General features: G+C 73.9%; 19 protein-coding genes and 1 pseudogene. 8 read left to right on the forward strand and 12 right to left on the reverse strand.

The features are described 5' to 3' along the window. Nucleotides 1-74: 74 nt before the first annotated feature. The gene (locus tag ACI2LW_RS16380) at nucleotides 75-1,124 is read left to right on the forward strand and encodes an AI-2E family transporter (protein WP_404731865.1); all 1,050 of its coding nucleotides are present in this window, start codon (nucleotides 75-77) and stop codon (nucleotides 1,122-1,124) included. Nucleotides 1,125-1,215: 91 nt separating this feature from the next. Here the strand turns inward: ACI2LW_RS16380 and ACI2LW_RS16385 are convergent, their stop codons facing one another. Further along, complete coding sequence (locus ACI2LW_RS16385; protein WP_404731866.1) at nucleotides 1,216-3,360, reverse strand: SpoIIE family protein phosphatase; 2,145 nt, start codon at nucleotides 3,358-3,360, stop codon at nucleotides 1,216-1,218. 253 nt (nucleotides 3,361-3,613) lie between these two features. Between ACI2LW_RS16385 and aspS the strand changes: the two genes are divergently transcribed. Further along, nucleotides 3,614-5,377 (forward strand): aspartate--tRNA ligase, encoded by a 1,764-nt coding sequence (gene aspS / locus ACI2LW_RS16390; RefSeq protein WP_404731867.1) that lies wholly within the window; start codon nucleotides 3,614-3,616, stop codon nucleotides 5,375-5,377. Nucleotides 5,378-5,645: 268 nt separating this feature from the next. Here the strand turns inward: aspS and ACI2LW_RS16395 are convergent, their stop codons facing one another. The 3 genes from ACI2LW_RS16395 to ACI2LW_RS16405 form a co-directional block, all read right to left on the reverse strand. After that, nucleotides 5,646-6,254: a Uma2 family endonuclease gene (locus tag ACI2LW_RS16395; RefSeq protein WP_404731868.1), complete on the reverse strand. Its 609-nt coding sequence runs from the start codon at nucleotides 6,252-6,254 to the stop codon at nucleotides 5,646-5,648. Between the two features lie 47 nt (nucleotides 6,255-6,301). After that, entirely contained in the window at nucleotides 6,302-7,183 is an 882-nt protein-coding gene (locus ACI2LW_RS16400) for a helix-turn-helix domain-containing protein (protein ID WP_404731869.1), read from the reverse strand. Between the two features lie 152 nt (nucleotides 7,184-7,335). Beyond that, on the reverse strand, nucleotides 7,336-7,881 hold the full coding sequence (locus ACI2LW_RS16405) for an ATP-binding protein (RefSeq protein ID WP_404731870.1): 546 nt from the start codon (nucleotides 7,879-7,881) through the stop codon (nucleotides 7,336-7,338). A 158-nt stretch (nucleotides 7,882-8,039) separates the two neighbouring features. On the opposite strand from ACI2LW_RS16405, the gene ACI2LW_RS16410 reads away from it, so the two are divergent. Then, complete coding sequence (locus ACI2LW_RS16410) at nucleotides 8,040-8,915, forward strand: helix-turn-helix domain-containing protein (protein WP_404731871.1); 876 nt, start codon at nucleotides 8,040-8,042, stop codon at nucleotides 8,913-8,915. Then, on the forward strand, nucleotides 8,912-9,124 hold the full coding sequence (locus ACI2LW_RS16415) for a DUF397 domain-containing protein (RefSeq protein WP_404731872.1): 213 nt from the start codon (nucleotides 8,912-8,914) through the stop codon (nucleotides 9,122-9,124). Before ACI2LW_RS16410 ends, ACI2LW_RS16415 begins: the two co-directional genes overlap by 4 nt. A gap of 52 nt (nucleotides 9,125-9,176) precedes the next feature. Here the strand turns inward: ACI2LW_RS16415 and ACI2LW_RS16420 are convergent, their stop codons facing one another. From ACI2LW_RS16420 to ACI2LW_RS16450, 7 genes and pseudogenes are all read right to left on the reverse strand, one after another. Beyond that, on the reverse strand, nucleotides 9,177-9,656 hold the full coding sequence (locus ACI2LW_RS16420) for a hypothetical protein (protein ID WP_404731873.1): 480 nt from the start codon (nucleotides 9,654-9,656) through the stop codon (nucleotides 9,177-9,179). Continuing rightward, nucleotides 9,643-10,584 (reverse strand): hypothetical protein, encoded by a 942-nt coding sequence (locus ACI2LW_RS16425; RefSeq protein WP_404731874.1) that lies wholly within the window; start codon nucleotides 10,582-10,584, stop codon nucleotides 9,643-9,645. Before ACI2LW_RS16425 ends, ACI2LW_RS16420 begins: the two co-directional genes overlap by 14 nt. Nucleotides 10,585-10,775: 191 nt before the next feature. Continuing rightward, nucleotides 10,776-12,488, reverse strand: coding sequence for a methionine--tRNA ligase (gene metG / locus ACI2LW_RS16430; RefSeq protein WP_404731875.1), 1,713 nt, complete (start codon nucleotides 12,486-12,488; stop codon nucleotides 10,776-10,778). A gap of 202 nt (nucleotides 12,489-12,690) precedes the next feature. Next, nucleotides 12,691-14,364 carry a VWA domain-containing protein gene (locus tag ACI2LW_RS16435; RefSeq protein ID WP_404731876.1) on the reverse strand — a complete coding sequence of 558 codons (1,674 nt, stop codon included), beginning with the start codon at nucleotides 14,362-14,364 and terminating at the stop codon, nucleotides 12,691-12,693. Nucleotides 14,365-14,470: 106 nt separating this feature from the next. Then, entirely contained in the window at nucleotides 14,471-15,460 is a 990-nt protein-coding gene (locus ACI2LW_RS16440; protein WP_404731877.1) for an endonuclease/exonuclease/phosphatase family protein, read from the reverse strand. 461 nt (nucleotides 15,461-15,921) lie between these two features. Next, a pseudogene (locus tag ACI2LW_RS16445) lies at nucleotides 15,922-16,809 on the reverse strand (hypothetical protein); the annotation flags it as partial. A 299-nt stretch (nucleotides 16,810-17,108) separates the two neighbouring features. Beyond that, a complete protein-coding gene (locus tag ACI2LW_RS16450) occupies nucleotides 17,109-17,552 on the reverse strand; it encodes a hypothetical protein (RefSeq protein WP_404731878.1) in 444 nt (147 codons plus the stop codon). A gap of 244 nt (nucleotides 17,553-17,796) precedes the next feature. Here ACI2LW_RS16450 and ACI2LW_RS16455 point away from each other — a divergent pair, with 244 nt between their 5' ends. The 3 genes from ACI2LW_RS16455 (at nucleotide 17,797) to ACI2LW_RS16465 (ending at nucleotide 22,136) form a co-directional block, all read left to right on the forward strand. Next, complete coding sequence (locus ACI2LW_RS16455; RefSeq protein WP_404731938.1) at nucleotides 17,797-18,978, forward strand: PP2C family protein-serine/threonine phosphatase; 1,182 nt, start codon at nucleotides 17,797-17,799, stop codon at nucleotides 18,976-18,978. A 305-nt stretch (nucleotides 18,979-19,283) separates the two neighbouring features. After that, nucleotides 19,284-20,429 carry a hypothetical protein gene (locus tag ACI2LW_RS16460; protein WP_404731879.1) on the forward strand — a complete coding sequence of 382 codons (1,146 nt, stop codon included), beginning with the start codon at nucleotides 19,284-19,286 and terminating at the stop codon, nucleotides 20,427-20,429. Nucleotides 20,430-20,783: 354 nt separating this feature from the next. Next, a complete protein-coding gene (locus ACI2LW_RS16465) occupies nucleotides 20,784-22,136 on the forward strand; it encodes a tetratricopeptide repeat protein (RefSeq protein WP_404731880.1) in 1,353 nt (450 codons plus the stop codon). A 116-nt stretch (nucleotides 22,137-22,252) separates the two neighbouring features. Here the strand turns inward: ACI2LW_RS16465 and ACI2LW_RS16470 are convergent, their stop codons facing one another. Next, nucleotides 22,253-23,029 (reverse strand): hypothetical protein, encoded by a 777-nt coding sequence (locus ACI2LW_RS16470; RefSeq protein WP_404731881.1) that lies wholly within the window; start codon nucleotides 23,027-23,029, stop codon nucleotides 22,253-22,255. An 807-nt stretch (nucleotides 23,030-23,836) separates the two neighbouring features. Between ACI2LW_RS16470 and ACI2LW_RS16475 the strand changes: the two genes are divergently transcribed. Next, nucleotides 23,837-24,826 carry a nucleoside hydrolase gene (locus ACI2LW_RS16475; RefSeq protein ID WP_404731882.1) on the forward strand — a complete coding sequence of 330 codons (990 nt, stop codon included), beginning with the start codon at nucleotides 23,837-23,839 and terminating at the stop codon, nucleotides 24,824-24,826. The last annotated feature ends 55 nt before the right edge of the window (nucleotides 24,827-24,881 follow it).

The raw sequence follows: 24,881 nt of genomic DNA on the forward strand, positions 1-24,881 counted from the left end.
GGGTCGTGTGGGCGGCGTCACCCGGGCGGGTGTCCGTGCGGGACAGGACGGCCGGGGCGTGGTGCGCTGGTGGGGTGTCCGTGCTGCCCGAGTCCGTCCGGCGCCTCGCCGCCTGGTGCGCCGTCGTGCTGCTGGTGTCCGGCGTGGTCTGGGTCGCGGTGCGGCTGTGCGTGACGTTCCGGACCGCCGTCACGCCCGTCCTGCTGGCGCTGCTCGGAACGGCGCTGCTGCGGCCGCTGTTCGCGCGGCTGGTGCGGGCCGGGGTCAACCGTTCGATCGCCGCGGCGGTGACCTGCGTCGCCGTGGTGGTGGTCGTCGGCGGGGCCGTGTACATCGTGGTCGCCGCCCTGGTGGACAGCGGGGACCAGATCGTCTCCTCGCTGCGGGCCGCCGCCAGGGCCCTCGCGGCCCGCTTCGGCGCGGCCGGGACCTCGCTGGACGACCTCGCCGCCCACGGCAGGCAGCTGCTGAGCCGGTTCGGCGGCACCGCGGCCTCCAACGTCATCAGCGGGGTCAGCGTGGTCGGCGAGTACCTCGCCATGGCCGTACTGGCCCTGCTGCTCGTCTTCTTCTTCCTGCGCGACTCCCCCCGGGCGGCCCGCGCCCTGCGCACGCTCGCCCCGCACGGCCGCGCCGACGCCGCCGAGGCGATGGCGCACCGGGCCTTCGCGGCGGTGGAGGGCTTCATGCGCGGCACCACCCTGATCGCGCTCATCGACGCGGTGTGCATCACGGTCGGCCTGCTCGTGCTGAAGGTGCCGGGCGCGTTCGGCCTCGGCGCGCTCGTCTTCGTCGGCGCGTACATCCCCTACCTCGGGGCGTTCCTCTCCGGCGCAGTCGCCGTGCTGGTCGCCCTCGCCGACCGGGGGTTCGTGATCGCGCTGTGGGCGCTGGGCGTGGTGCTCGCCGTGCAGGTGCTGGAGGGACACGTGCTGCAACCGGTGATCCAGAGCCGCACCGTGCAGATGCACCCCGCGGTGGTGCTGCTGGCGATCACCGCGGGCGCGTCGGTCGCCGGGATCGTGGGGATGCTGCTGGCGGTGCCGCTGACGGCCGCGGCCTGGGGCGTCGCGCACGAGCTGCACGACCGGTACGCGGCGCGGGACGCCGCCGGGGAGGGGTAGAGGCCCAGGGGAGCCGCAAGGGGGGAGCCGTACGGGTCATGACTTGTCCGCCGGCGGCCGGGGCCGGGACCAGGTGGTCAGGACCAGGTGGTCAGGACTTGTCCGCCGGCCGCTCGTACAGCTCGAACCAGATGCTCTTGCCCTGCCCCCGCGGGTCCACGCCCCACGCGTCGGCGAGCAGTTCGATGAGCACCAGGCCGCGCCCGGAGGAGGCCAGCTCGCCCGGCCTGCGCTTGTGCGGCAGGTCGTCGCCGGCGTCCGACACCTCCACCCGCATCCGCCGCTCGCCCTTGTCCCCGCTCACGTCGGCGATCAGCAGCGCGTCCGCGTCGGTGTGCACGAGCACGTTGGTGAGCATCTCCGACAGCAGCAGCACCGCCGAGTCCACCTGTTCCTCGGACGACCAGTCGTGCAGCAGCTCCCGCAGCTGCTGGCGGGCCACCGCGACCCGCTCGGGCTCGGCCTGCGCGACCGTCAGCAGGGTGCGCCGGGTCTGGACCCGCACCGCGGCGCCGTCGGCCCGGTCGCGGCGCCTGCTCAGCAGCAGGACGGCGATGTCGTCCTCGCGGCGGTCGACCAGCGGGCCGGTGGTGTGGTGCGAGGAGGGACCGTGCACCGCCTGCACGAGCGCGTCGGCCAGCGACTCGGTGTCGCCCTCGTGCCGCTCCAGGATCGTGCGGATGCGCTGCCAGCCGGTGTCCAGGTCGTGGCCGCCGGTCTCGATCAGGCCGTCCGTGCAGATCATCATGGTCTCGCCGGGCTGCAGCGTGAACCGGGTCGTCGGGTAGTCGGCGTCCGGGTCGACGCCGAGCGGCAGCCCGCCCGCCGTGGGCCGTTGCAGCACCGTGCCGTCCGCCATGCGGATCACCGGCTCCGGATGTCCCGCGCGGGCGACCTCCAGCACGCCGTTGTGGGGGTCGACCGCGGCGTACAGACAGGTCGCGAAGCGCAGATCGCCGGTGTCGTCGGCCTCGGTGATGCCGTGCAGGAAGCGGGAGGCGCGGGTGAGGACCGCGTCCGGGCGGTGGCCCTCGGAGGCGTAGGCGCGCAGGGCGATGCGCAGCTGCCCCATCAGCCCGGCGGCCCGCACGTCGTGGCCCTGCACATCCCCCATCACCAGGGCGAACCGTCCCTCGCGGCGCCGGTGCCCGCCCCTGGAGGTCCCCCCGGGCAGCGGGATCATGTCGTACCAGTCGCCGCCCACCTGCAGGCCTCCGCCGGTGGGGACGTAGCGGGCCGCCAGGTCCATGCCCGGGACCTCGGGGCCCAGCGTGGGCATCATCGAGCGCTGCAGTCCCTCGCTCAGCTCGCGCTCGGACTCGGCGGTCCCCGCCCGCGAGAGGGCCTGCGCCAGCATGCGCGCCACCGTGGTCAGCACCGAGCGCTCGTCGGGCGTGAAGGCCACCGGGTAGGCGAAGGCCGCCATCCACGCGCCCATCGTGCGGCCGGAGGCGGTCAGCGGCAGGAACGCCCAGGACTGCCGGTTGAAGCGCTGGGCCAGCGGCCAGGTCAGCGGGTAGCGGGACTTGTACTCCTCGGGGGAGGAGAGATACACGGCCCGGCCGGTGCGGACCACCTCGGCGGCCGGATAGTCCGTCTCCAGCGACATGTGCACGAACGGCCCCTCGTCGCCGGGCCGCTGGCCGTGGTGGCCGATGATCGTCAGCCGGTCGCCCTCCACCCCGAACACGGCCAGCCCGTCGGGGGAGAATCCGGGCATCGACAGGCCGGCCGCGACCCGCAGCACCTCCGCGGTGGACCGCGCCTCGGCCAGCGCCCGGCCGGCGTCCAGCAGGAACGCCTCCCGCGAGCGCCGCCAGTCACCGGTGACCGCGCTGCGCCCGGCCGGGGAGCCCGGGGTGGGCTCGGCGACCTCCTGGAGGGTGCCGATCAGCTCGTACGCCCTCTTGTGGGCGTCGAAGGCGGGCTTGGAGCGGCTGCGCACCACCCGGATGATCCGGCCGCGCTCGTCCATGATCCGGACGCGCACCTCGGCGAGCGTGCCCTCGGCGGCGGCGAGCTGCACCACGCCGGTGATCTCGTTCCAGTCGACCGGGTGCAGACGGGCGCGTACCTGGGCCTCCGTCAGGGTGGTCGCCCGCTCGGGCAGCCCGAGCAGCCGGGCGGCCTCGGCGTCGACCGCCACCAGTCCGGTGGCGGTGTCCCAGTGCCACACCCCGGTCGCGAGGGAGGCGAGGACGTCCCCCACGGCGGGCAGGGGCTCACCAGTGCGCATTGCCCCACTGTAAGAAGATGCGATCGGACACTGCCACCGATGACGTACGGGCGCACGGACGGGGGTGACGGGTGCATGGGTGGGGGTGACGGGTGCACGGGTGGGGGTGACGGGCGGCAGGCGGGGGTGACGGGCGATAAGGGCGAGCCGGTCGTGGCCCGGCCGGTACCCTTGACGGGTCCGGGCCGTGCCCGCCCGGACGAGCCGGGAGCGCCCCGGCGATCCCCGATCCGCGAAGACTGGATGAACGACGATGCATCGGTACAGGTCCCACACCTGCGGCGAGCTCCGCGCCTCTGACGTCGGCACCGGCGTCCGGCTCAGTGGCTGGCTGCACAATCGGCGCGACCTGGGCGGCATCCTCTTCATCGATCTGCGCGACCACTACGGGATCACGCAGCTCGTCGCCCGTCCCGGCACGCCCGCCTACGACGCCCTGGACAAGCTGTCCAAGGAGACGGTGGTCCGGGTCGACGGCCAGGTGGTTTCACGTGGAACGGAGAACGTGAACCCGGACCTGCCCACCGGTGAGATCGAGATCGAGGTCGGCGAGGTCGAGGTGCTCGGCGCCGCCGCCCCGCTGCCCTTCACGATCAACGCCGAGGACGGGGTCAACGAGGAGCGGCGCCTGGAGTACCGCTTCCTGGACCTGCGCCGCGAGCGCATGCACCGCAACATCATGCTGCGTACGGCCGTGATCTCGGCCATGCGCCAGAAGATGGCCGCGATGGGCTTCAACGAGATGGCGACGCCCATCCTGTCCGCCACCTCCCCCGAGGGCGCCCGCGACTACGTGGTGCCCTCGCGGGTGCACCCGGGCAAGTTCTACGCGCTCCCCCAGGCGCCGCAGCAGTTCAAGCAGCTGCTGATGATCTCCGGGTTCGACCGCTACTTCCAGATCGCGCCCTGTTTCCGCGACGAGGACGCCCGCGCCGACCGCTCGCCGGGCGAGTTCTACCAGCTCGACATCGAGATGTCCTTCGTCGAGCAGGAGGACGTCTTCCAGCCGGTCGAGAAGCTGATGACCGAGCTGTTCGAGGAGTTCGGGGGCGGCCGCCACGTCACCTCGCCCTTCCCGCGCATCCCGTTCCGCGAGGCGATGCTGAAGTACGGCTCCGACAAGCCGGACCTGCGGGCCAAGCTGGAGCTGGTGGATGTCACCGACGTCTTCGAGGGCTCCGGGTTCAAGGCGTTCGCCGGCAAGCACGTGCGCGCGCTGCCGGTGCCGGACACCGCCTCCCAGCCCCGCAAGTTCTTCGACCAGCTCGGCGAGTACGCGGTGGAGCAGGGCGCCAAGGGCCTGGCGTGGGTGCGGGTCGGCGAGGACGGCACGCTGACCGGCCCGATCGCCAAGTTCCTCACCGAGGAGAACGTCGCGGAGCTGACCAAGCGGCTGTCCCTGGCCGCCGGGCACGCGGTGTTCTTCGGCGCGGGCGAGTTCGACGAGGTCTCCAAGATCATGGGCGCGGTGCGGGTGGAGGCCGCCCGGCGCGCCGGCCACTTCGAGGAGGGCGTCTTCCGCTTCTGCTGGATCGTCGACTTCCCGATGTACGAGCGGGACGAGGAGACCGGCCGGATCGACTTCTCCCACAACCCCTTCTCGATGCCGCAGGGCGGCCTGGAGGCCCTCGAGACCCAGGACCCGCTGGACATCCTCGGCTGGCAGTACGACATCGTCTGCAACGGCGTCGAGCTGTCCTCCGGCGCGATCCGGAACCACGAGCCGGACATCATGCTCAAGGCCTTCGAGATCGCGGGCTACGACCGTGAGACGGTCGAGGAGAAGTTCGCGGGCATGCTGCGCGCCTTCCGCTTCGGCGCCCCGCCGCACGGCGGCATCGCGCCGGGCGTCGACCGCATCGTGATGCTGCTCGCCGACGAGCCGAACATCCGCGAGACCATCGCCTTCCCGCTCAACGGCAACGCCCAGGACCTGATGATGGGCGCACCGACGGAACTGGAGGAGTCCCGCCTGCGCGAACTCCACCTGACGGTACGCAAGCCCCAGCCGAAGTAACCGGCCCACGGCCCACGAAGGCGCCCGGGACCTCGCGTCCCCGGGCGCCTTTCCGCTGCCACGGGCAGCCGCGGGCCGGCGTGCTTGCCGAGGAAGCGGCGGGTGCCGTACGCGCGGTTTCCTCAGCGCCGAAGGCGTATTCCCACTCGGATCAGCTCGCGGCCGTGATCGGGCAGTGTGCTCATGGTGTCCTGAAGGAGTACCCCAGCCAGGGTATCGGGCCGGGCCGTAATCAGGAGGGGGCGCTGTACGCCGTCGGTGGGCCTCACTACTGCTCGTTGCTGCCTTCTTCGTAGCGGGGCAGGTCCTTGGTGGAGATGGTCCAGTCGGCGATGGTGACGTCCTCGCCGTAGACGAAGTCCTTGCGGGTGGCGTAGCGGGGGCCGTCGGGGGTGGGGTGGATGTCGGTGAGGACGGCGCCGGTGCCGGTGCGGGGGTCGAAGATCGCGTAAACGGGGACGCCGATCAGGGGGTAGTCGCGCAACTTGGTCACCCAGTCGTTGTCCGGGTTGGACCGGGAGACGATTTCGATGGCGGCGATGAGCGTACGAGGGTCGAACGCCCCCTGCCCCTCCATGTCCGCCTCGGCGATCACCATGATGTCGGGGCGGCGCATGATGCCTTCCGGCTCCACCTCGACGTCCGGTTCGCCCGTGTGGGCCACGATCTCCTCGGGCATGACCTTCTCCAGGCGTTTCCGGAGGCGGAGCGCGGTGAGCTCGTGCGGCCGCACAGGCGACATCATGTCGAGGACGATTCCTTCTTTGGTGATCTCGAACTTGCCGGGGAGGTCGCCCTCCGTGGACTCCACGAAGTCACGCATGGCCCGGTACAGGTGGGAGGCGCCCTGCTGCGGGTTGTCCGGGGCGATGGTCATGGCGCTCGCTCCTCGTCGTCTGTGCCCAGGGGCAAGGATCGTCGCTTTCATGCTAGGTGGCCCCCGGGAGATCGATCGGGTCGGCAGTCGCGGCAGCGGCCGGGGGCCGGGGCCCGGAAGGCGCGGTCGCAGCCGTCGCAGGTCTGGAGGGGATGGCGGGGCTCGGGGGCCGGCGGGGCCGGTGGACGGAAGGGCGGTGGGGGCGGGAGCTGGGCGGTCAGGCGGTGGGCGAGGAGGGCGGCGGGGCGGATCAGGGGCTCGTTCGGCAGGTTCGCGGTCAGGGCGTGGCGTACGGCGGTGGGGGTGAGGTCGCGCTCCAGCCAGGCGGCGACGCCCGGGGCGAGGTGTTCGGCGTCGGCGGCGGACAGGAGCAGGCGGGGGTCGTGGCGGCGCAGGCCGGCGAGGACGTCGACGGCGGTCTGGAGGAGGGCGGCGGCGGGGAAGGAGGGCCGGGGGACGGCGGGGAGGCGGTGCTTGCGGGGCGCGGGTTCGTCGGGCGCCGCGCGCCGGGCGGCGGGCTTGCGGGTGGTCGTCTCCCGGGCGGCGCGGTGTCCGGGCCGGTTGCAGGAGACCGTGCGGGTGACGATCCGGCCGGTGGGGGTGCGCTCGCGGGTGCGGCGCAGGTAGCCGTGGGCTTCGAGTTCGCGCAGCGCGGCGGCGATGCGGGTCGGGCCCTCGGGGAAGCGGGCGGCGAGGGTCTTGATGTCGACGGCGGTGCCCGGCCGCACCGACTGGATGTAGCAGGCCAGTCCGATGGCGAGCAGGGACAGCTCCCGGTGCTGGGCCAGGTCGTTGCCGATCACCGTAAAGTTCTCGCTGTGGCGGACGTGGTCGTGGACGACGCCGGCGGTCCGGTGCCCGTCGGGGTGGTTCTTGCCCCGGATACGGGACTGGGCGGGCGCGGGCGCGCTAGGGTTTTCGGTATCCATCGGGAAGGTCCGTTCTTCCTCGGTGGTCAGGCCCTCGCACTGGGAATGCCAGTCCCGGCGAGGGCCGTTCCATGTCTCTGGGGTTGTCGGGTGCTGCTGGCGCCGAGCGTAGGGCAGGCAACCGGTCCCGGATCCAGCTCACTTGGGCATATTCACTCGCGGGAGTGAGTTTGCCCGGCGGGAGGGAGGGGTGGGGCTTGGCGGGGTGCTTTCTCCCCAGTGGGTAGTGCATGGGGAGCGCAGGCCGGACCGGAGCGTGGGCGGTCGTGTTCCGGTGACTCCGGGGCGGGGAGGGTGAGTTCGGCCCAGACGGTCTTGCGGGGCGGCAGGCTGTGGGTGACTCCCCAGCGGTCGGCGAGAGCGGCGACGAGGGTCAGGCCGCGGCCGGATTCGGCGGTCGGGCCGGCGGGGGGTGGGTGCGGAAGCCGGTCACTGCGCGTGTCGGTGACCTCGATGCGGAGGGTCTCGCCGATCACGTAGAGCAGGAGCCGGAAGTTCCGGCCGGGGACGCGGCCGTGGGTGGCGGCGTTGTTCGCCAGTTCGGCCACGACAAGCCGCGCCGGGTCCAAGGGGACTCCCCACGTGCGCAGTTGTTCGGTGGCGAGCAGACGGGCGAGGCGGGCGCCCCGGGGCGTGGGGGACAGCAGGACGCTGAAGTTGCGCAGGGGGTGTTCGGGGGCGGTGAGTTTCTGATTCACGTGACTCAGCGTGGCCGGATGTGCTTACCGTGGGGAGTGACGCCGTGGTTGCGTACGGTGACTGTCCGGTCGTTGTCCGGTGGTGTCCGGGCCTGTCGGGCCGTCGCGTACGGGTAGGGCGTGGCTGGTGTGAGGCGGTACGACGGAGGGGTGCGCGCATGTCGGTGGACGGCGAGGTACGGCAGCTGAGGACCGAGGCTGACGAGCCGGGGTGGGAGGTGGACCCGGACGACGAGTGGGGCGTGGCCGTGGTCGCCACCGTGGGGCGGCAGTTGAAGCTGCGGCGGGAGGCCGTGGGGATGCGCGCCGGCGACTTCGGGAAGGCCGTGGGGTACGGCGAGGACCTCGTCTACAAGATCGAGAGCGGGAAGAGGATTCCCCGGCCCGAGTATCTGGACAGGGCGGACGAGGTGCTGGGGGCGGGCGGGCTGCTCGCCGCGATGAAGGAGGACGTGGCCAAGGTCCGGTACCCGAAGAAGGTGCGGGATCTGGCGCAGATGGAGGCCCGTGCGGTCGAGATCGGGGTGTACGAGAACAGCAACATCGCGGGTCTGTTGCAGACCGAGGAGCACATGCGGGCGCTGTTTGGCGCGTGGCTTCCCGCCTACTCGGACGAGGAGACAGAGCGCATGGTGGCAGCGCGCCTGGCCCGCCGTTCAATCTTCGAGCGGTCACCCGCGCCGACGCTCAGCTTCGTCCAGGAAGAGTCGACGCTCCGGCGCCCGGTCGGGGGCAGAATGGTGTGGCGCCGACAGCTCGAACGCTTGCTTGAGCTGGGGGAGTTGCGGAATGTGTCGGTCCAGGTCATGCCGACAGACGTCGAGGAACACTTCGGCACGGGCGGCATCATTGAGACGCTGAAGTTCTCGGACGGTACGGCGGTAGGGCGCTCCGAGGGGGCGTTCAACGGCCGCCCGGTGACTGATCCGAAGCAGATCCGCATCCTTGACCTGCGCTATAGCATGATCCGGGCCCAGGCGCTCACGCCCCGAGAGTCGCGGGCGTTCATCGAGCAGATGCTTGGAGAATCATGAGCGGCAACCCTACCCCCAGCGATGGCCCCGCGCTGGCGTGGTTCAAGAGCAGCTACAGCAGCAGCGGCGACGGCAACTCCTGTGTGGAGGTCGCGACCACTCCTGGCGCGATTCACGTCCGTGATTCCAAGTACTGCGACGCCGGCCCCCGCCTCGCGCTGGCGCCGCACGCGTGGGCGGACTTCGTGACGTACGCGTCCGGAAGCTGAGCCCTCGATCGGCGGAGCCCGGAGTCCTGACGTGGACTCCGGGCCCGCTCGCTCAGTGCCGGGTCGCGCGTTCCGCGGCGAACAGGCCGAGCAGTTCGTCTGCAGAGGTGACGGTGACCGCACGGTCGAACAGGCGGGTGAGGAAACCGGCGTCGGGGCACGTGGTGATCGCACGGCGCATGTCCTTCTCCACCTCGATGTCCCGCGTCTCCATGAGGCGTAGGACCGCCGCCGACCATCCTGAGACGTAGCCCGCGACGAACCCCTGGGTCCACTGCCCGACGTGCTCCACGTTGCCCGCCACCTTGGCGTGCAGGTCGGCCAGCTCCCGCATGGAGACGGAGCCGCTCTGTCTGAGGTCCTCCAGCCCGCTGTAGAAGTCGGCCAGCACCTTGTTCGCGGGGATCCCCAGGGCAAGACACGTCATCGTGAACTGGAGGAGCTCGGCCAGCTCCGGCTGCCCCCCTGTCTCCGCTTCCTCTTCCTCTTCCTTCCCGGCGTCGGTGGGTGGGGGCTGGTCAGGCTCGGTCACCGGTGTCCTCCGGCGTGTCCGCGTCCCCGTCGAACAGGTCCTCCGCACGGGTGACCGTGCGGGCGCGCTCCAGCCAGGCGTCGAGACGGTCCAGGTCGGTGCAGGTGGTGATGCGCTCGCGCACGGCGTCCGGTACGGGGATACCGCGCACCTCCAGTACGAGCAGGATCCCCTTCGCCTCTCCTTCGGCTCTGCCTTCGGCCTTGCCTTCGGCCTTGCCCTCGAGGTACGCCGTCTCACGGACCGTGCCTCGGCCGGGGAAGTAAGTGACGAAAGACATGATTTCCCTCCATTTTTCTCCGGCTGGAGTGTCACCCAGGTTGATGTCCAGGAACTCGTAGAAGTAGCCGGCGGTCTCAGGGTCGGTCTGCAGTGTTTCCTGAAGGGCACGGTCGATCGCCTCCAGTATGGCCTCGCTTTCCGGGCTGCGGGCGTGAGCCAGGGCGGAGAGCACCGCCAGGGCGAGGTTCTTCGCCGCCGTCCGGGGATCCGTGATCACGGGAAGGTTGTGCGGCCCGGCGACCAGCGGAAACGTCCGCAGGGCTGTCCAGCCCCGGGTCCCGCAGTCGAACGGGCCGACCGCCCACTTGGCCGTGGCGGGGTCCTGGCAGACGACCAGAAGCAGTACCGGCAGCCTGTGCTTGGCCTGGAGGTAGGCGATGTAGTAGGCCCAACTCGACTCCTTGCTCTCGACCTTCTTCGACTGTGACTCGATGGCGAGCAGGAAGTCGTCCCCGTCGGACGGGCCGACCCGCAGGACGGTGTCCAGGCGACGCTCCAGCGGCCGTGTCTCCGTCGCGTCGGTGGTGATGGCGTCCACGGTGGCTTTTCCAGGCAACGGGACACCCAGCACCCCGAACACGGGGGTGAGGATTTCGGGCCGCTCCTGGAAGATGCGGTGCATGCCCTCGTGAGCTGATGTGACCATGAGCGCAACGTAGGCTGATCAAGAAGCCGTTTTCCGGGCGATCGCGGGGCATTCACTCTTCCGGGGGGCGAATAAACGTTCACGCGGTCCGGGGAACGGACCGAGGCCCGGACCGACCCGTCAGGGTCGGGTTCCGGGCCTCGTCCGCACGTGGTGGAGGCGTTACGCGGCCGGCTTCCCGGCCTGCCGGGTCACGCCTCGCCGCCGAAGCGCTCCTTGTATGCGGCCAGGTCCTCGTCCGTGAGCTTGGCGAAGAGGACCGGGGGCACGGTGAAGGGGGTGCCGGCCGGGAGCGAGGTCAGGGACTTCGCCTCGTCCTCGGTCACCCAGGTCGCCGTGTCGTCCTGCAGGGAGAACGCGGCCCGCATCGCCTTCGCCGTCGCCGGGATGAAGGGCTCGGAGACGACCGCGTAGAGGTGGATCAGGTTCATCGCGGTGCGCAGGGTGAGCGCCGCGCCGTCCTTGTCCGTCTTGATCTCCAGCCAGGGGGCCTTCTCCTCGAGGTAGGAGTTGCCCGCCGACCACAGGGCGCGCAGCGCGGCGGCCGCCTTGCGGAACTGGAGGGCCTCCATGTGCTCCTCGTACTCGGCGAGGAGACGGGCGATCTCCTCACCCAGGCGCGCCTCCGCCTCGCCGGGCTCGCCGCCCGCCGGGACCTCCTCGCCGAAGCGCTTGCGGGAGAAGGACAGGACGCGGTTGACGAAGTTGCCCAGGGTGTCGGCCAGGTCCTTGTTCACCGTGGCCGTGAAGTGCTCCCAGGTGAAGGACGCGTCGTCGGACTCGGGGGCGTTGGCGATGAGGAAGTAGCGCCAGTAGTCGGCCGGGAGGATCTCCAGGGCGTGGTCGGTGAAGACGCCCCGCTTCTGCGAGGTGGAGAACTTGCCGCCGTAGTACGTCAGCCAGTTGAACGCCTTGACGTAGTCGACCTTCTTCCACGGCTCGCGCACACCCAGCTCGGTGGCCGGGAACATCACGGTGTGGAAGGGGACGTTGTCCTTCGCCATGAACTCCGTGTAGCGGACCTCGTCGTCGACGTCGTACCACCACGACTTCCAGTCGCGGGCGGCCGGGTCCTGGTCGGCCCACTCCTTCGTCGCGCCGATGTACTCGATCGGCGCGTCGAACCAGACGTAGAAGACCTTGCCCTCGGCCGCCAGCTCCGGCCAGGTGTCCGCGGGCACCGGGACGCCCCAGTCCAGGTCGCGGGTGATCGCGCGGTCGTGCAGGCCCTCGTTCAGCCACTTGCGGGCGATGGAGGAGGCCAGCTGGGGCCAGTGCGCCTCGTGGCGCGCCACCCACTCCTCGACCTCGTGCTGGAGCTTGGACTGGAGCAGGAACAGGTGCTTGGTCTCGCGGACCTCCAGGTCCGTGGAGCCGGAGATCGCCGAGCGCGGGTTGATCAGGTCGGTCGGGTCCAGCACCCGGGTGCAGTTCTCGCACTGGTCGCCGCGCGCCCGGTCGTAGCCGCAGTGCGGGCAGGTGCCCTCGACGTAGCGGTCCGGCAGGAAGCGTCCGTCGGCCGGGCTGTAGACCTGGCGGATCGCGCGCTCCTCGATGAAGCCGTTCTCGTTGAGCCTGCGGGCGAAGTGCTGGGTGATCTCCACGTTCTCCGCGGAGGAGCTGCGGCCGAAGTAGTCGAAGGCCAGCGCGAAGCCGTCGTACACCGCCTTCTGCGCGTCGTGCGCCTGCGCGCAGAACTCGTCGACCGGCAGGCCCTGCTCCTTGGCGGCCAGCTCCGCCGGGGTGCCGTGCTCGTCGGTCGCGCAGATGTACAGCACGTCGTGGCCGCGCTGGCGCAGGTAGCGCGCGTACACGTCCGCCGGGAGCATGGACCCCACCATGTTGCCCAGGTGCTTGATCCCGTTGATGTACGGAAGGGCGCTGGTGATGAGGTGTCGAGCCATCGCGGGCTGCTCCCAAGTCGGTACGCGGGGTGACGCCGGGCGGAGTCTTCCGGGCCGTCCGATTCGTCTACGAACCTTGAAATCGTAGCCGACACGGGTACGCCGCCCGCTTCCCGTTTTACGGGGTGGGAAGCGGACGGCGCGGGAGTCCGTACGGCTGCCGCACGAATGCCGTGCGGCTGCCGTGCGGCGGGGCGGTGTGCTACGGGCGCCAGGCGGCCAGTACGCCCTCGTAGAGCTCCTTGTCCGTGAGCTCGCGGGGGGTGGGGCCCGCGTGGAAGAACGAGGTGTTCTCGGTCTTCAGTTTGCGGAGGTAGTCGAAGGCCTTGTTGTCGTGCTCGCCGAAGGCGACGAAGGAGAAGAACACGGTGGGGTGGCTCTTCGCCGCGTCGGTGAGGGCCTGGGTGGCCGGGGTCTTGGCGTCGGGGGCGCCGTCCGTCTGGAAGACCACGAGGGCGGGGGCGTCGGAGCCGGCGGTCTTGCCGTGGTGGGCGAGGACCTCCTCCACCGCCGCGTGGTAGCTCGTACGGCCCATCCGGCCGAGGCCCGCGTGCACCTCGTCGATCTTGTTCTCGTGGTCCTCGAGGGTGAGGTCGGCGGTGCCGTCCACCTCCGTGGAGAAGAACGTGACGTGGACGGTCGCCTCGGGGTCGAGGTGGGCGGCGAGCGCGAGGGTCTGCTCGGCGAGGGCCTGGGCGGAGCCGTCCTTGTAGTACGGGCGCATGGACGCGGAGCGGTCCAGGACCAGGTAGACCTTGGCGCGGGCGCCGGCGAGGTCGTTCTTCTTGAGGGCGGCCGCGGCCGCGCGGTAGGCGCTGGCGAGGCCGGGGGCGCGGGACTTCACCCGGGCGAGGGTGAGGGCGGGGTCGGCCTTGGCCGGGGGGTCCGTCTCGGTGGGCGGCTCCGCGGTGGGTTCCGCCTGCGGGGCGGGGGTTCCGGCCTCGGCGGGAGGCTCCGCCTGGGGGGCGGTTTCGGCCTCGGCTTCGCCTTCGGCCGGGTCGTTCCCACCCGCACCACCCGTGCCGGTTTCGTCGTCGGGTGCGGGTGACGCCTGCGGGGGTGCCTCGCCGTCGGCGGCTTGCGGGGTGTCGTCCGTGGGGGCCTGGGCGGGCTCCTCCGCGGCGGCCGGGGCCGCTGCCGGCTCGGCGGACGGTTCCGGTTCCGGTTCCGGATCCGGATCCGGGGTGGGGGCCGGCTTCTCGGCGGTCGCGGGTTCCGGCTGCTGCGGCTCGGCTTCCGGGGCCGGCTCGGGGGCCGGCGCTTCGGCGGCCTCCGGCTCGGCGGCCGGGGTCGGCTCCTCTGCCGTGGGCTGGGGCTCGGCGGCGGTCTCCGGGGCCGGGGCGGGCTCCTCCGCGGCGGCCGGTTCGGGAGCCGGTTGCGGGGTCGGGGTCGGCGCCGGCTCCTGGGCGGCCGGTTCCGGCTCAGGGGCGGGCTCACGCTCGGCGGCCGGTTCCGCGGCCGGGGCGGGCTTCTCCGCGGCGGGCTCCGGGGTGGTGGCCGGTTCGGCGGTCGGCTGCTCCGCCGTGGCCCGCTGTTCGGCGGCCGGTTCCGGGGCCGGGGTCGGCTCCTCGGCGGCGGGCTCGGGCTTCGGGGCCGGTTCGGAGGCCGGGAGGTCCACGGGCTGGGACTGCTTGGGGACCGTGATGCTGTCGAAGGCCGCCGAGACCAGGTCGTGCTCGCCCCGGGGGTCGGGGACGTGCGCCGACGCGGGAGGCTCGGCCGCCGGGGACGGGACCTTCGGCTCCGGTCGCGGCGCGGCGGCGGCCTCGGCCGGGGCCGATTCCTGGGCCGAGACCTGTTCCGCACCCTCTGCTTCGGCCGCACGCCCCTTGCGTGACCGGCCGAACGCGTTCCGCAGGCGAGTGAGAATGCCCATGTGCGCAACCCTTCGCGTGAATTGATCCCGTCAATCCCTGGCCAGGACGGACACGTAAGGTTAGCGGCCCGGAGGGGCGTTCCCGGGCAGGGGCGGAAAGCTGAGATCAGGCCGTGTCCGGGCGGGCGGCGCCCGGCTGCCGGACGTGCAGCGTGAGGTCGGTCAGCAGGGCGCGGTGGTCCGTGCCGGACAGGGTCAGGAACCGGGCCGCGGTCGCGGAGAAGTCCTGGGACACGAGCACGTGGTCGATCTGCGCGCCCAGCGTGGGCGCGGTGCGCGACGGCCAGCTGGGGGTGCGCTCGGCACCGGCCAGGCGGGCGGCGTCGTACAGGCCGGTGTCGAGGATGCGGCGGAAGGCCGCGTGGTCCTGGGAGGCGTTGAAGTCGCCGGCCAGGATCGTCGGAGTGCCCCGGGCAGCCGCCGCGAACGCCCTCAGCCGCCCGAGCTCCCGGTGCCAGAGCGCCGTCTGGCCGGGCAGCGGCGGCATGGGGTGCGCGAGCTGGAGCCGTACGGCGTGGCCGCGCACGTCGGCGACCGCGCCCGGCATGCCCATCGTGCCGGTGACTCCCGCGGTGGCCCGCAGCGCGTACCGGCTGAGGATGACCGAACCCTTCGAGCCGGGCGCCTCCACGGCCCGCCGGTACGGGTAGTCGGCGCCGGCCTCCCGCCGCAGTGCCGCCCGGCAGACGTCCTCGCACTCCTCCACGAACACGATGTCCGGCCGCTCCCGGCGGATCACGGGCACCAGGGCCGGGGTGCCGCGGCCGAACTCGACGTTGGAGGTGAGCACGCGCAGCCGTGCCACGGGCGCGCCGGCCGGGTCGGCGGTCCTGCCGTACGGCTCGATGTACCAGGCCAGCAGTCCCAGCACCGCCACGCCCCAGACCGCGCCCACCCACCAGCGGCCGAGCAGCGCGAGCGCCAGGGCCAGTCCGGTGGGCGCGAGCAGCCACGGGAGGAAGGCGAGGAGCTGCGGTACGGGCGTGATGCCGTCGCTGTCGGCGAGGCGGCAGCCGACGACGACGCTCACGGCGGCCAGCAGCAGTCCGGCGCACCCGGTCCCGAGGCGCCGTCCGCGCCGGTTGGTGCCGTCCACGGGGGAGGAGCCTACGAGTGGTCGTTCCCCTCGCGCCAGGAGTGTGCCCAGCGCATGCCTGCCAGGAGTGTGCCCAGCGCATGCCTGCCAGGAGTGTGCCCAGCGCATGCCTGCCAGGAGTGCTCCCGTCCTGCCGGTGGCCGGCCGCCGTGTCAGGCCTCGATGCCGGTGGGGGCCTGGGGCGGGGACGCCACCTGGGTCTGCGGCGGGGTGGGGGGCTGGGCCGCCGTGGAGGTCTGTGGCGGGGTGGGGGGCCGCGGCGGGGTGGTGGGCTGGAGCGCCGGGGGTGGTGCCGGGACCGTGCCTCCGCCGTGGGTCCGGGCGTGGAGCAGGCGGGCGCCGAGAAGGCGGGCGTTCAGCAGTCGGGCGCGGAGCAGACGGACGCGGAGCATTCGCACGAGGCGGGTGCGCACGGAGCGGCCGCGGGTGGCGGGGCCGCTGTGGGCGGGGCGGGCGCGGGCGGGGCTGGTGCGGGCGGCGACGGTGTCGGGGCCGGGCCGGCGCGGGCGGCTGAGGCGGCCGGTGAGCCAGGTCAGGGCGGCCACCGTCAGGCCGAGCCCGACCAGTGACCAGGAGGCCGTGCGCAGCGTGGCCGTGAGGGCGTCGTAGACCGCGCCGACGGCGGGGCGGGACACCTCCCGGGGCAGGTCGGCCAGGGTCATTCCGCGGCCGACGGCCAGGGCGAGCGCGAGCAGGGCGCCGCCGAGGGCGGTGCCGAGCGCGGTGGCGGTGAGCGCACGGCGGCGGCAGGCGGCCAGGACGATGCCGGCGACGGCGAACGCGACGGCGGCGACCGGAAGCCAGAAGCCCGCGACTTCGAGCACGTGGAACCCCTTCCGCAGACGGCCCAGTTCCTGGGCCGGGAGCAGGGCGACCTCGGTGTGCTGCACCGGGATGCGGTGCGCGAGCGGCACGTGGTCCCGGGTGAGCCGGGCCTTCACCTGCGCGGTGACGGGCGCCAGATCGACGGTGACCGGGCGGTCGCGCTCGTCGCGCAGCGCGCGCAGTACGGCGTCGTGGGCGGCCCGGTTGCCCTCGTCCCAGGCGGTACGGAACGCTGCGGTCCGGGTGAACGAGCGCACCGCGTCGCGCACGAACGGGGCGACGGTGCCGTGCAGGGCCCGGGCGTCCATCTGGTGGCCGACCTCGCGCAGGATGCCCTCCCCGACGGCCTCCGCGACGGCGTCGCGGACCGCCGGGTCGCGGGCCAGGGGCGCCATCGTGGTGACGTAGCGGCCGGTGTCGGCGAGGCCGTACGCCGCCCAGGCCGACAACGCGCCGAACGGCACGAGCAGGCACGACAGCGTGATCAGCACGGCCGACAGGCCGCTTCGCAGGCGTCGGGACACGCTCCCAGGCAATGCCGGGCGGGGCGGCGCCGCGAGCGGGGGGCCGCGTTCGGGTGAATGGCCGCCCGTCACCGCGGCCGAGTGGGGGAAGTGCACCCGTCACGGCGGCCCGGCCGCCCGCCCGACCGGCGGTGCACGGGCCGCCCGACGGTGGACATGGGACATGCGGGAGCCGCCCGGCGGTGGACATGCCCGGGCCCGCCCGGCGGTGGATGGGCCGTCCGCCCGGCGGTGTGCGGGCCGCACGGTGACCGCGGGCCGCGGGTCGCCGTCCGCGGCCCACGGTCACCGCGCGTGCCTCAGATGCGGTGCCCCTCCGCGTCCTCGTGCGTGTAGAACCAGTAGAAGCACATGAGGCCGACCGCCACGCCGAGGGCCAGGGAGATGCCCACGGCGAGCAGCACCGACTGGCCGGTCTGGCTGTACAGAAAGCCGATCGTCAGGCCGGTGAAGGCGAACCACATCGCGGCGTGCGTCTCGCGCTTCAGGCGCGGCCCCAGGCGCAGCGCCCCCGCCATCAGCAGCGCGAACACGATCGCGCTGACGAAGCCGAACAGGATGTTCCAGCCGGTGATCGGCCCGCCGGCGCGGCGGTTGGCCGCGGCCCAGTAGCCGTAGAGGAGCCCGAGCACTACGGGCACCGCCCACCGTGCGATGCGATGGGTCCGGTCGCTGAGGACGTTGGGCGGGCGGGTGCGGGTGCCGCGGGTGGGACGGGCCGTCACCTGTGCCGGGTGAGCCATGGAAGCCCTCCTTGCTCTGGTAGCCCCCGCCTACCAGAGCACACCTGGGCCCGGGGCCTGGCAAGTCGGTGGACGGTGCGGATGCGGTGAGAAGTGCGGGCGCGCCGTGCGCGTGCGGGCGCGCGGTGCGCACGCGGGAGCGCGGATGCGGCACGGGTCCGCCTGTGCTGTGCTGAGGGTCGTGAGCGACGGCGGCAGGGGTCACGGACGGAGAGACGCGGACCCGTGGACCGGTCGTGGGAGCATCCCGCAGCGGTACCAGCCGCCGGGCGAGACCGACGCGCAGCGGCACCCGTTGCTGCGGGTGCGCGGGCGCAGCGTGGCCTGGCTGCCGCCGCTGCTGCTGCTCCTGGCGGTCGTGGCGGTCGACCGGGCCACGGGGGGCGAGTTCCGGACCGTCTCCTGGATCGTGCTGGTGCCCGCCATCTCCGCCGCGCTGTGCGGGGTGTGGGGCACGGCCGTGCTCGCCGCGCTGTCGATCGTCGCCTACGTCGCGGTGGACACCTCCTGGCCGCACCAGTACCGGACCGGGATACCCGACTTCATCCTGGTCGCGGCGGGCGGCGCCCTGTCGGTGCTGGCCTGCGTGGTCCGGGTGCGCGGCGAGCGGCGGATGCTGCACATGCAGGATGTCGCGGCGACCACCCGCCGTGCCGTGCTGCGCCCGCTGCCGCCGGGCTACGGCGGCCTGGACCACGCGGGCGTGTATCTGGCGGCGGACTCCGACGCCCGTATCGGCGGCGACTTCTACGACATCCAGCCCGGCACGGGCGGCACCCGCGTGCTCCTCGGCGACGTGCAGGGCAAGGGGCTCGGCGCGGTGGACGCGGCGGCGGCGCTGCTCGGCACGTTCCGGGAGGCCGGTCACCGCGAGGCGGACCTGGCCGCGGTCGCCGACCGGCTGGAGCAGCGCATGGTGCGCCACCGCGAGCACACGGCGGCCCTCGGGCGGGACGACGACGACCGCTTCGCCACCGCCGTGCTGCTCGGCTTCCCCGACGACGACCCCGGCACGGTCAAGGTCGTCAACTTCGGTCACGAGCCGCCACTCGTGGTCGGGCCCCGGGGGGTGCGGCAGCTCCCGCCCGGCGACGGACTGCCGCTCGGCCTGGGGAAGCTCACCAAGAGGGGCCTGCCGCCGGTGAAGCGGGCGCGGCTCGCGCCGGGCGAGACGCTGCTGCTGTTCACGGACGGGGTGACCGAGGCCCGCGACCGAGGCGGGAACTTCTACCCGCTCGCCGAGGAGGTGGCCCGCGCGCTGGCCGCCGACCCGCGCACCGCCGAGCCGGAGCGCCTGGTCGCCCTGGTCCGGGACGGCACCCTGCGCCACTGCGCGGGGCACCTCGGCGACGACACGACGATCTTCGCCGTGCGCCGCCGGGCCGCGCCGGACGACGCCGGGGCCGTGCGTCACCCGGAGAACTGACGGGCTGCGGACCTGACGGGCCGGGAACCTGACGGGCCGGGGACCTGACGGGTCGGGGACGTGACCGGTGGGGAACCTGGCGAGTTGGGGACCGGAAAGGGCGCGGACCGGAAACGGCGGGGACCGGAAAGGGCGGGGACCTGACGGGCCAGGGGCGTGACGGGTCGGGGAGCTGACGGTCGGGGACTCCCGTCGGTTGCGGACCTGACGGGTTCCGGCGCCCGCTCGCACCACCCACCACCGGGGCCGCGCCAGGCTACGGTGCTGCCGTACGCGACCGACCGGAACACCGACGTGGGGGGACGATGCCCGGAACCGGAAACGGAACCGTGCTGCTGATCGCGGCCGCGCCGGCGGGCCGGGGGCGTCTGGTGGACGCCGCCTCGGTGCTGCCGGTGCTGGCCGCCGTCGAACCGTCCGTGCTCTCCGGCACCGGCACCGCGCACGTCGTCGAACTGGCCGACCCGCTGGAGCCGCAGGCCGTGCTCACCCGGCTGCGCGCCGCCGCGGCGGCCCCCGGCCCGCTGACCGTCTTCCTCACCGGCCAGCTCCAGCTCGACCGGCGCCAGCACCTGCCCCACCTGGCGCTGGCCCGCACCACCCCGGCGACGGTGCGCTACACGGGCCTGCCCTGGCACTGGCTGCGCGACGAGTTCCGGCTGCGCCCGGACGGCACCACCACGCTCGTTGCCGATCTGCACGCGGACCCGGAGAGCTGGCGGCGGCTGCGGGAGCGCCCGCTGGACGCCGGGCGCAACGTCGCCCTGTACGGCCGGATCGCGCCGCCGCCGTCCCGCCGCGCGGTGGCGGCGCCGTCGTACATGAAGGCGGTGGCGACCCTGCTGCGCAGCGGGCACCGGCCGGCGCCGGAGCAACTGCACGAGCGGGCGCTGGCCCGGCTGGCGGGCGGGGACGGCGACCCGGGGCTGGTGCTGACCGCGCGGCGGCCGTCGGCGGCCGATCCGCACGCCGCCGTCGCCGCCTGCGTGCGCGAGGGACGGCACGGCGACGCCGACGCGCTCGCCGCCCGCTGGGAGCGGGCCGCGGCGCAGACGCACGGGGCCGCCTCCGAGGACGCGCTGCACTGGGCCGAGGTCCGCGCGGACCTGGCCATGCTCGCCGGGGACGCGGCCCGCAGCTGCCGGGCCTGGCTGGCCGTCGCCACCACCCGGCTGGCGCTGGGGCAGGCCGCCGACGCCCCGGCGGTCGAGACGGCCGCCGACCGCGCCCACCACCAGTGGGGCAGGCTGCGCGACCCCGCGCAGCTGTGCGAACTGGGGCCCGCGCTCGTCGAGTTGCGCGGCCGGGTGCCCGGCCGGCGGCGCGGCGCGCTGGACGACGTACGGCGCCGGCTGCGGCAGGCGGAGCAGGCCCGCGCCCGGGACGACGGGCTCGCGGGGAGCGGGCAGGTGCCGGCCGCGGGGGCCGGGTCCCGTGAGTCCCTCGCCTAACGGGCCTGGACGGCGGCCGGCCGGTCCGGGGGCACGGGGTCCGCGGCCCTGGCCGGACCCGCGTTGGCGGCGGTCACCAGGGCGGCCACGGCTATCACGGCTGCGCCGAATCCTCTGGCGTAACGTGCGGAGTTGTGTCCATGGCGCGCGACAGTGCGTCCGAGCACGGCAACCGACCTCGCAACGACAGTGATGGATTAAGCGGGTTTAACGCGCTCCCCAACCTAGGGGGTGCGAGGCCCGAACGGGAAGAGGCCAAGGGGGAGTTGGGCCTCCTCTGTGCCCCGGATGTCCGGTGTGCGGGAAGGTCTCGGGGGTCCCGCCGTAAGTCCGCTTACTGGCATGATTAACCGCATGGTGAAGCGGGACGACCCGGAGACCATCGGGCGCCGAGTGCAGCGGCTGCGACGGGAACGGGGGCTGACCCAGCGGCAGTTGGCGGAGCCGGCGTACACCCCCGCCTACATCTCCACCCTCGAGGCCGGGCGGGTGCGGCCCTCCGACGAGGCGCTGAGGCACGTCGCCGAGCGGCTCGGTGTCGCCTACGACGAACTCGCCACCGGACGGCCCGCGCGCCTCGCCACCGACCTGCGGCTGCGGATGACCGAGGCGCAGCGCACGCTCGCCTCCGGCGAGACCGAGAAGGCGGCCGAGCAGTACGCCCGGCTGCTCGCGGAGGCGGACGAGCACGAGCTCGCCGACGTCCGGGCCGAGGCGCTGCTCGGGCTCGGCGACTGCGCCCTGGAGACCGGCGAACTGGCCCGTGGCCGCGAGTACTTCGAGCGGTCCGAGCAGGCGCTGGCCGACGCGCCGCTGCCGGCCCGCGTGCCCGCCCGGCGCGGCCGCGCCGTCGCCCACTACCTGGCCGGTGAACTGCGGTACGCCGTCTACCTCTTCGAGTCCACCCTCGACGAGCTCAACCGCGGCGGTCTGCACGACCCGGACGCCCTGCTCATGCTGTACGCCGGGGTCATCGGGCCGTACATGGACATGGGGGCGCACGCGCGGGCGGCGCAGGCCGCCGAGTTCGCGCTCGCCCTGGCGCCGCGGGCCGAGGACCCGGCGCTGGTCGCCCGGATGCACCGCTCGGTCGCCCGCACCCTGCTCGCCGAGGGCCGCATCGCCGAGGCCGACGCCTCGCTCGCCAAGGCCGCCGAGCTCTACCGGCAGCTCCAGCTGCGCACCGAACTCGCCAACTGCCACTGGATGCGCGGCTACGTCTGCGCCCAGAACGGCGAACTGGACCGCGCCGAGGAGGAGTTGCGCGCGGCGCAGGCCATGCTGTCGGCCCGCCGCGCCGCCCTCTACAGCAGCCAGGTGGCGGTCGAGCTGGCCGACGTGCTGCACCGGCGCGGCAGATCCGAGGAGGCCGCGGCGCTGCTGCGGGACGTCCTGGGCGACCTGTCCTCCGAGCGGGGCGCGGTGCACGCCGCCGCCGCGCACCGGCTGCTCGGCATCATCGCCGAGGACGCGCGGGACACGGAGGCCGCCGAGGAGCACTACGTGCGCGCGCTGAGCCTGCTGGAGCGCGCGGGCGCGGCCGGGGACCTGGCCGACCTGTGCCGGCTGCTGGGCGATCTGCTGCGCCGCACCGGCCGGGTGGAGGCCGCCCTGGACGCCTACCGCACGGGCCTCGGCCACCGCACCGCCCCCGGCACCACCACGCTGGGGCCCGCACCCGCCCAGCCGCCGTTGCAGACCCGCTGACCGCCGGATTCCCGGCGGGCCGGGGGTACGTGCCACGGGCCTGGCCACGTCGGCGTGGGCGAGGAGGCGGTGGCCGTGCGGACCGGCGACGACCGTGCCGGTGATCACTACCGCTCCTAGGCCTGGGCCCGGGACTGGTGGTGGACGGCGGTGAGGCGCTGGACGCCGGTGTTCAGGGGCTGGGAGACGCCGTCGGTCAGGGGTGCGCCCTGGGTGCCGTTGGTGAGGGTGATCGCGTCGTCGGTGAGGCGGACGGCGGCGACGTCCAGCGTGAGCGTCGGCACGATCTCCCCGTCCGCCGACTCGCCCGTGAACGTGACGCGCAGTCCCGCACGCGCGTCGCCCACCTCCGGCAGGGCCAGCTCGTGCACCTCGACGGCCTGGACGCCGGCCCGTGTGGTGGTCGCGGTGAAACTGGCGCAGGTCTGCGGCAGCGTCCGCATCCAGGCCAGGCCGCGGTCCACGTCGGCGGCGCGCAGGGAGAGCACCTGGTAGCGAAGCTGGGCGTCGTCGTCGGCGTCGTCGAAGGCGGCCACCGCGTGCGCCGACGGCGGGGCGCCGAGCAGCTCGTCGGCGTAGAGCGCGTCGAGGAGGCGCTGGCAGTCGGGCGAGTCGGCCCGCGCCTTGAGCACCCCGTCTCGCCAGGTCGCGGCGCCCTGCGTCGGCGCCCAGGGCGGGCCCAGGTCCCCCTCGGTGAGCAGGGCGGCCTGCGCCTGGGCGGTGGTCAGGACGGTCGCGGGTGCGGCGGGAGGCGTCGCCCGGGCGGACGCGGGAGCCTCGGCGGCCCGGTCCGCGCGCCCGTACCCGCAGGCGGTCGCCGCCAGCAGCCCCGCCGCGCAGAACACGGCGGCCCGCACGGCACGGCCCGCGCGCGGCACGGGGGCGCGTGGCACCGGGCCGCGTGGCACCGGGCCGCGTGGGAGGGGGGCGTCCGGTGGTGTGGTGTCCGGGCGAGGGGCGTCCGGCAGCGGGGTGCGCGACACCGGGGTGCCCGGCTGAGGGGCGCTCGGCTGAGGGGCGCCGGGGATGCGGGGCGTGCCGAGGGGCCGGTCGGTGCGGGGGGTCCGGCCCGCGGTCGGGGTCCGGCCCGCGGCCGGGTGCCGGGCGGCGTGCGGGGCACGGGCGGTGTGGAGGGCACGGGCGGCCGGGGGACGGGTCATGGGTGCCTCCAGGCGGACGGCTCGGCTGCGGACCTCGCGGGGCGTCGGCCCTCCCACGGCACCATTCCGGCGCCGCGCCCACCAGCGCGCCGGTCCGTCCGGGTGAGCGGCGGCCCGCGAAAGCCCGCCGTACGGGCGGCGGTGACCGGGGCGTACGGGGGCCCTGGACGACACGGCCGGAAGGGACCGGCCGCGAAGGGACGGGCCGCGAAGGGACCGGCCGCGAAGGGACCAGCGGGTTGGGACGCGGGGACGGGCCGAGAGGGAGGACCGGAACGAGACGGGAGGACCGGGACGGGACGGGACGGGGTGACCAGGGCGGGACGGCCGTGACGGAACGGGCCGCGGTCACGGTCCCGGTCGTGGTCCCGGTCCCGGTCGTGGTGGTGGTCGCGGTCGTGGTGGTGCGGTGGAGGACATCCGGGTGCCCGCCCGTGACGGCGCCCGGGGGCGCCGGGCCGGGTTCCCGGACCGGGTGGTGATGCGCGGCGGCGGTCCGCGGGTGGACGCTTGAGGCGGTCAGGACGGAAGGAGTCCCCTGTGACCGGTCGGCGGCCCACTCCCGTGATCATCGACTGCGACACCGGGGTCGACGACGCCCTGGCCCTGCTCTTCGCCGTCCGCCACCCGGGACTGGACCTGCGCGCGGTCGGCTGCGTCGCCGGGAACACGGACGTCGACCAGGTGGTGCGCAACACCCTGACCGTGCTGGAGCAGGCGGGCGCCGGCGAGGTTCCCGTGGCCCGGGGCGCCGAGCGGCCGCTGATCGAGCCGCCGCGCCACGCGCACCACGTGCACGGCGCGGACGGGATGGGCGACCTCAGACTGCCGGCCCCGGCCCGCCGGCCCGCCGGCGTGGACGCGGTGGCGCTGCTGCGCCACGAGATCCTCGCCTGCGACCGCCCGGTCACCCTGATCCCCACCGCGCCGCTGACCAACATCGCCCTGCTGCTGCGCACCCACCCGGAGGTGACGCGCAACATCGAGCGGATCGTGTTCATGGGTGGTGCCGTGGCCACCGGGAACGCCACGGCCGTCGCCGAGTTCAACGTCTGGCACGACCCGGAGGCGGCGGCGATCGTGCTCACCGCCGGGGTGCCGGTCACGATGTACGGCCTCGACGTGTTCCAGCGGGTGACGGTGCCGGCGCCCGACGTGCGGCGGCTGCGGGAGAGCGCCGAGCCCGGGGCCCGTCTGGCCGGGCGGCTGCTGGCCCACCGCGGCCCGGTCACCACCGAGGAGGATCCCGCGGGCGGTCTCGGCGACGCGGGCGCGGTGTGCTCGGTCGCCGACCCGGACGGGCTCACCACGCACCGGCTGCCGGTGGAGGTGAACCTGGCGCCGGGCCCGGCGCGCGGGCAGACGGTGGTCGACCGCCGCCCCCGCCCGGGCGAGGCGGAGCTGCACGGCGAAATGCGCGAGCAGCGCCTGGTGGACGTGGCCCTCGACATCGACGCCGAACGGTACGCCGCCCTCTACCTGGCCACGGTCGAGGGCAGGACCCCGAGCCCGGGGAGCGGACCGTCGTAGAGCGACCCGTCGCCCCGCGGGTGCGCCCGGTGCGCCCGGCGCGGGAGGCGTGGGT

It is taken from the genome of Streptomyces sp. NPDC004065, assembly GCF_044903565.1.
Classification (GTDB): Bacteria; Actinomycetota; Actinomycetes; order Streptomycetales; family Streptomycetaceae; genus Streptomyces.

What these genes read in the sequence shown, in the direction of transcription:
- ACI2LW_RS16385 (WP_404731866.1), bottom strand. Translation starts at nt 3,360, where the DNA reads ATGCGCACTGGTGAGCCCCTGCCCGCCGTGGGGGACGTCCTCGCCTCC.
- ACI2LW_RS16450 (WP_404731878.1), bottom strand. Translation starts at nt 17,552, where the DNA reads ATGGCTCACCCGGCACAGGTGACGGCCCGTCCCACCCGCGGCACCCGC.
- ACI2LW_RS16415 (WP_404731872.1), top strand. Translation starts at nt 8,912, where the DNA reads ATGAGCGGCAACCCTACCCCCAGCGATGGCCCCGCGCTGGCGTGGTTC.
- ACI2LW_RS16400 (WP_404731869.1), bottom strand. Translation starts at nt 7,183, where the DNA reads ATGGATACCGAAAACCCTAGCGCGCCCGCGCCCGCCCAGTCCCGTATC.
- aspS (WP_404731867.1), top strand. Translation starts at nt 3,614, where the DNA reads ATGCATCGGTACAGGTCCCACACCTGCGGCGAGCTCCGCGCCTCTGAC.
- metG (WP_404731875.1), bottom strand. Translation starts at nt 12,488, where the DNA reads ATGGCTCGACACCTCATCACCAGCGCCCTTCCGTACATCAACGGGATC.
- ACI2LW_RS16425 (WP_404731874.1), bottom strand. Translation starts at nt 10,584, where the DNA reads ATGGTCACATCAGCTCACGAGGGCATGCACCGCATCTTCCAGGAGCGG.
- ACI2LW_RS16460 (WP_404731879.1), top strand. Translation starts at nt 19,284, where the DNA reads ATGCCCGGAACCGGAAACGGAACCGTGCTGCTGATCGCGGCCGCGCCG.
- ACI2LW_RS16465 (WP_404731880.1), top strand. Translation starts at nt 20,784, where the DNA reads ATGGTGAAGCGGGACGACCCGGAGACCATCGGGCGCCGAGTGCAGCGG.
- ACI2LW_RS16410 (WP_404731871.1), top strand. Translation starts at nt 8,040, where the DNA reads ATGTCGGTGGACGGCGAGGTACGGCAGCTGAGGACCGAGGCTGACGAG.
- ACI2LW_RS16435 (WP_404731876.1), bottom strand. Translation starts at nt 14,364, where the DNA reads ATGGGCATTCTCACTCGCCTGCGGAACGCGTTCGGCCGGTCACGCAAG.
- ACI2LW_RS16395 (WP_404731868.1), bottom strand. Translation starts at nt 6,254, where the DNA reads ATGACCATCGCCCCGGACAACCCGCAGCAGGGCGCCTCCCACCTGTAC.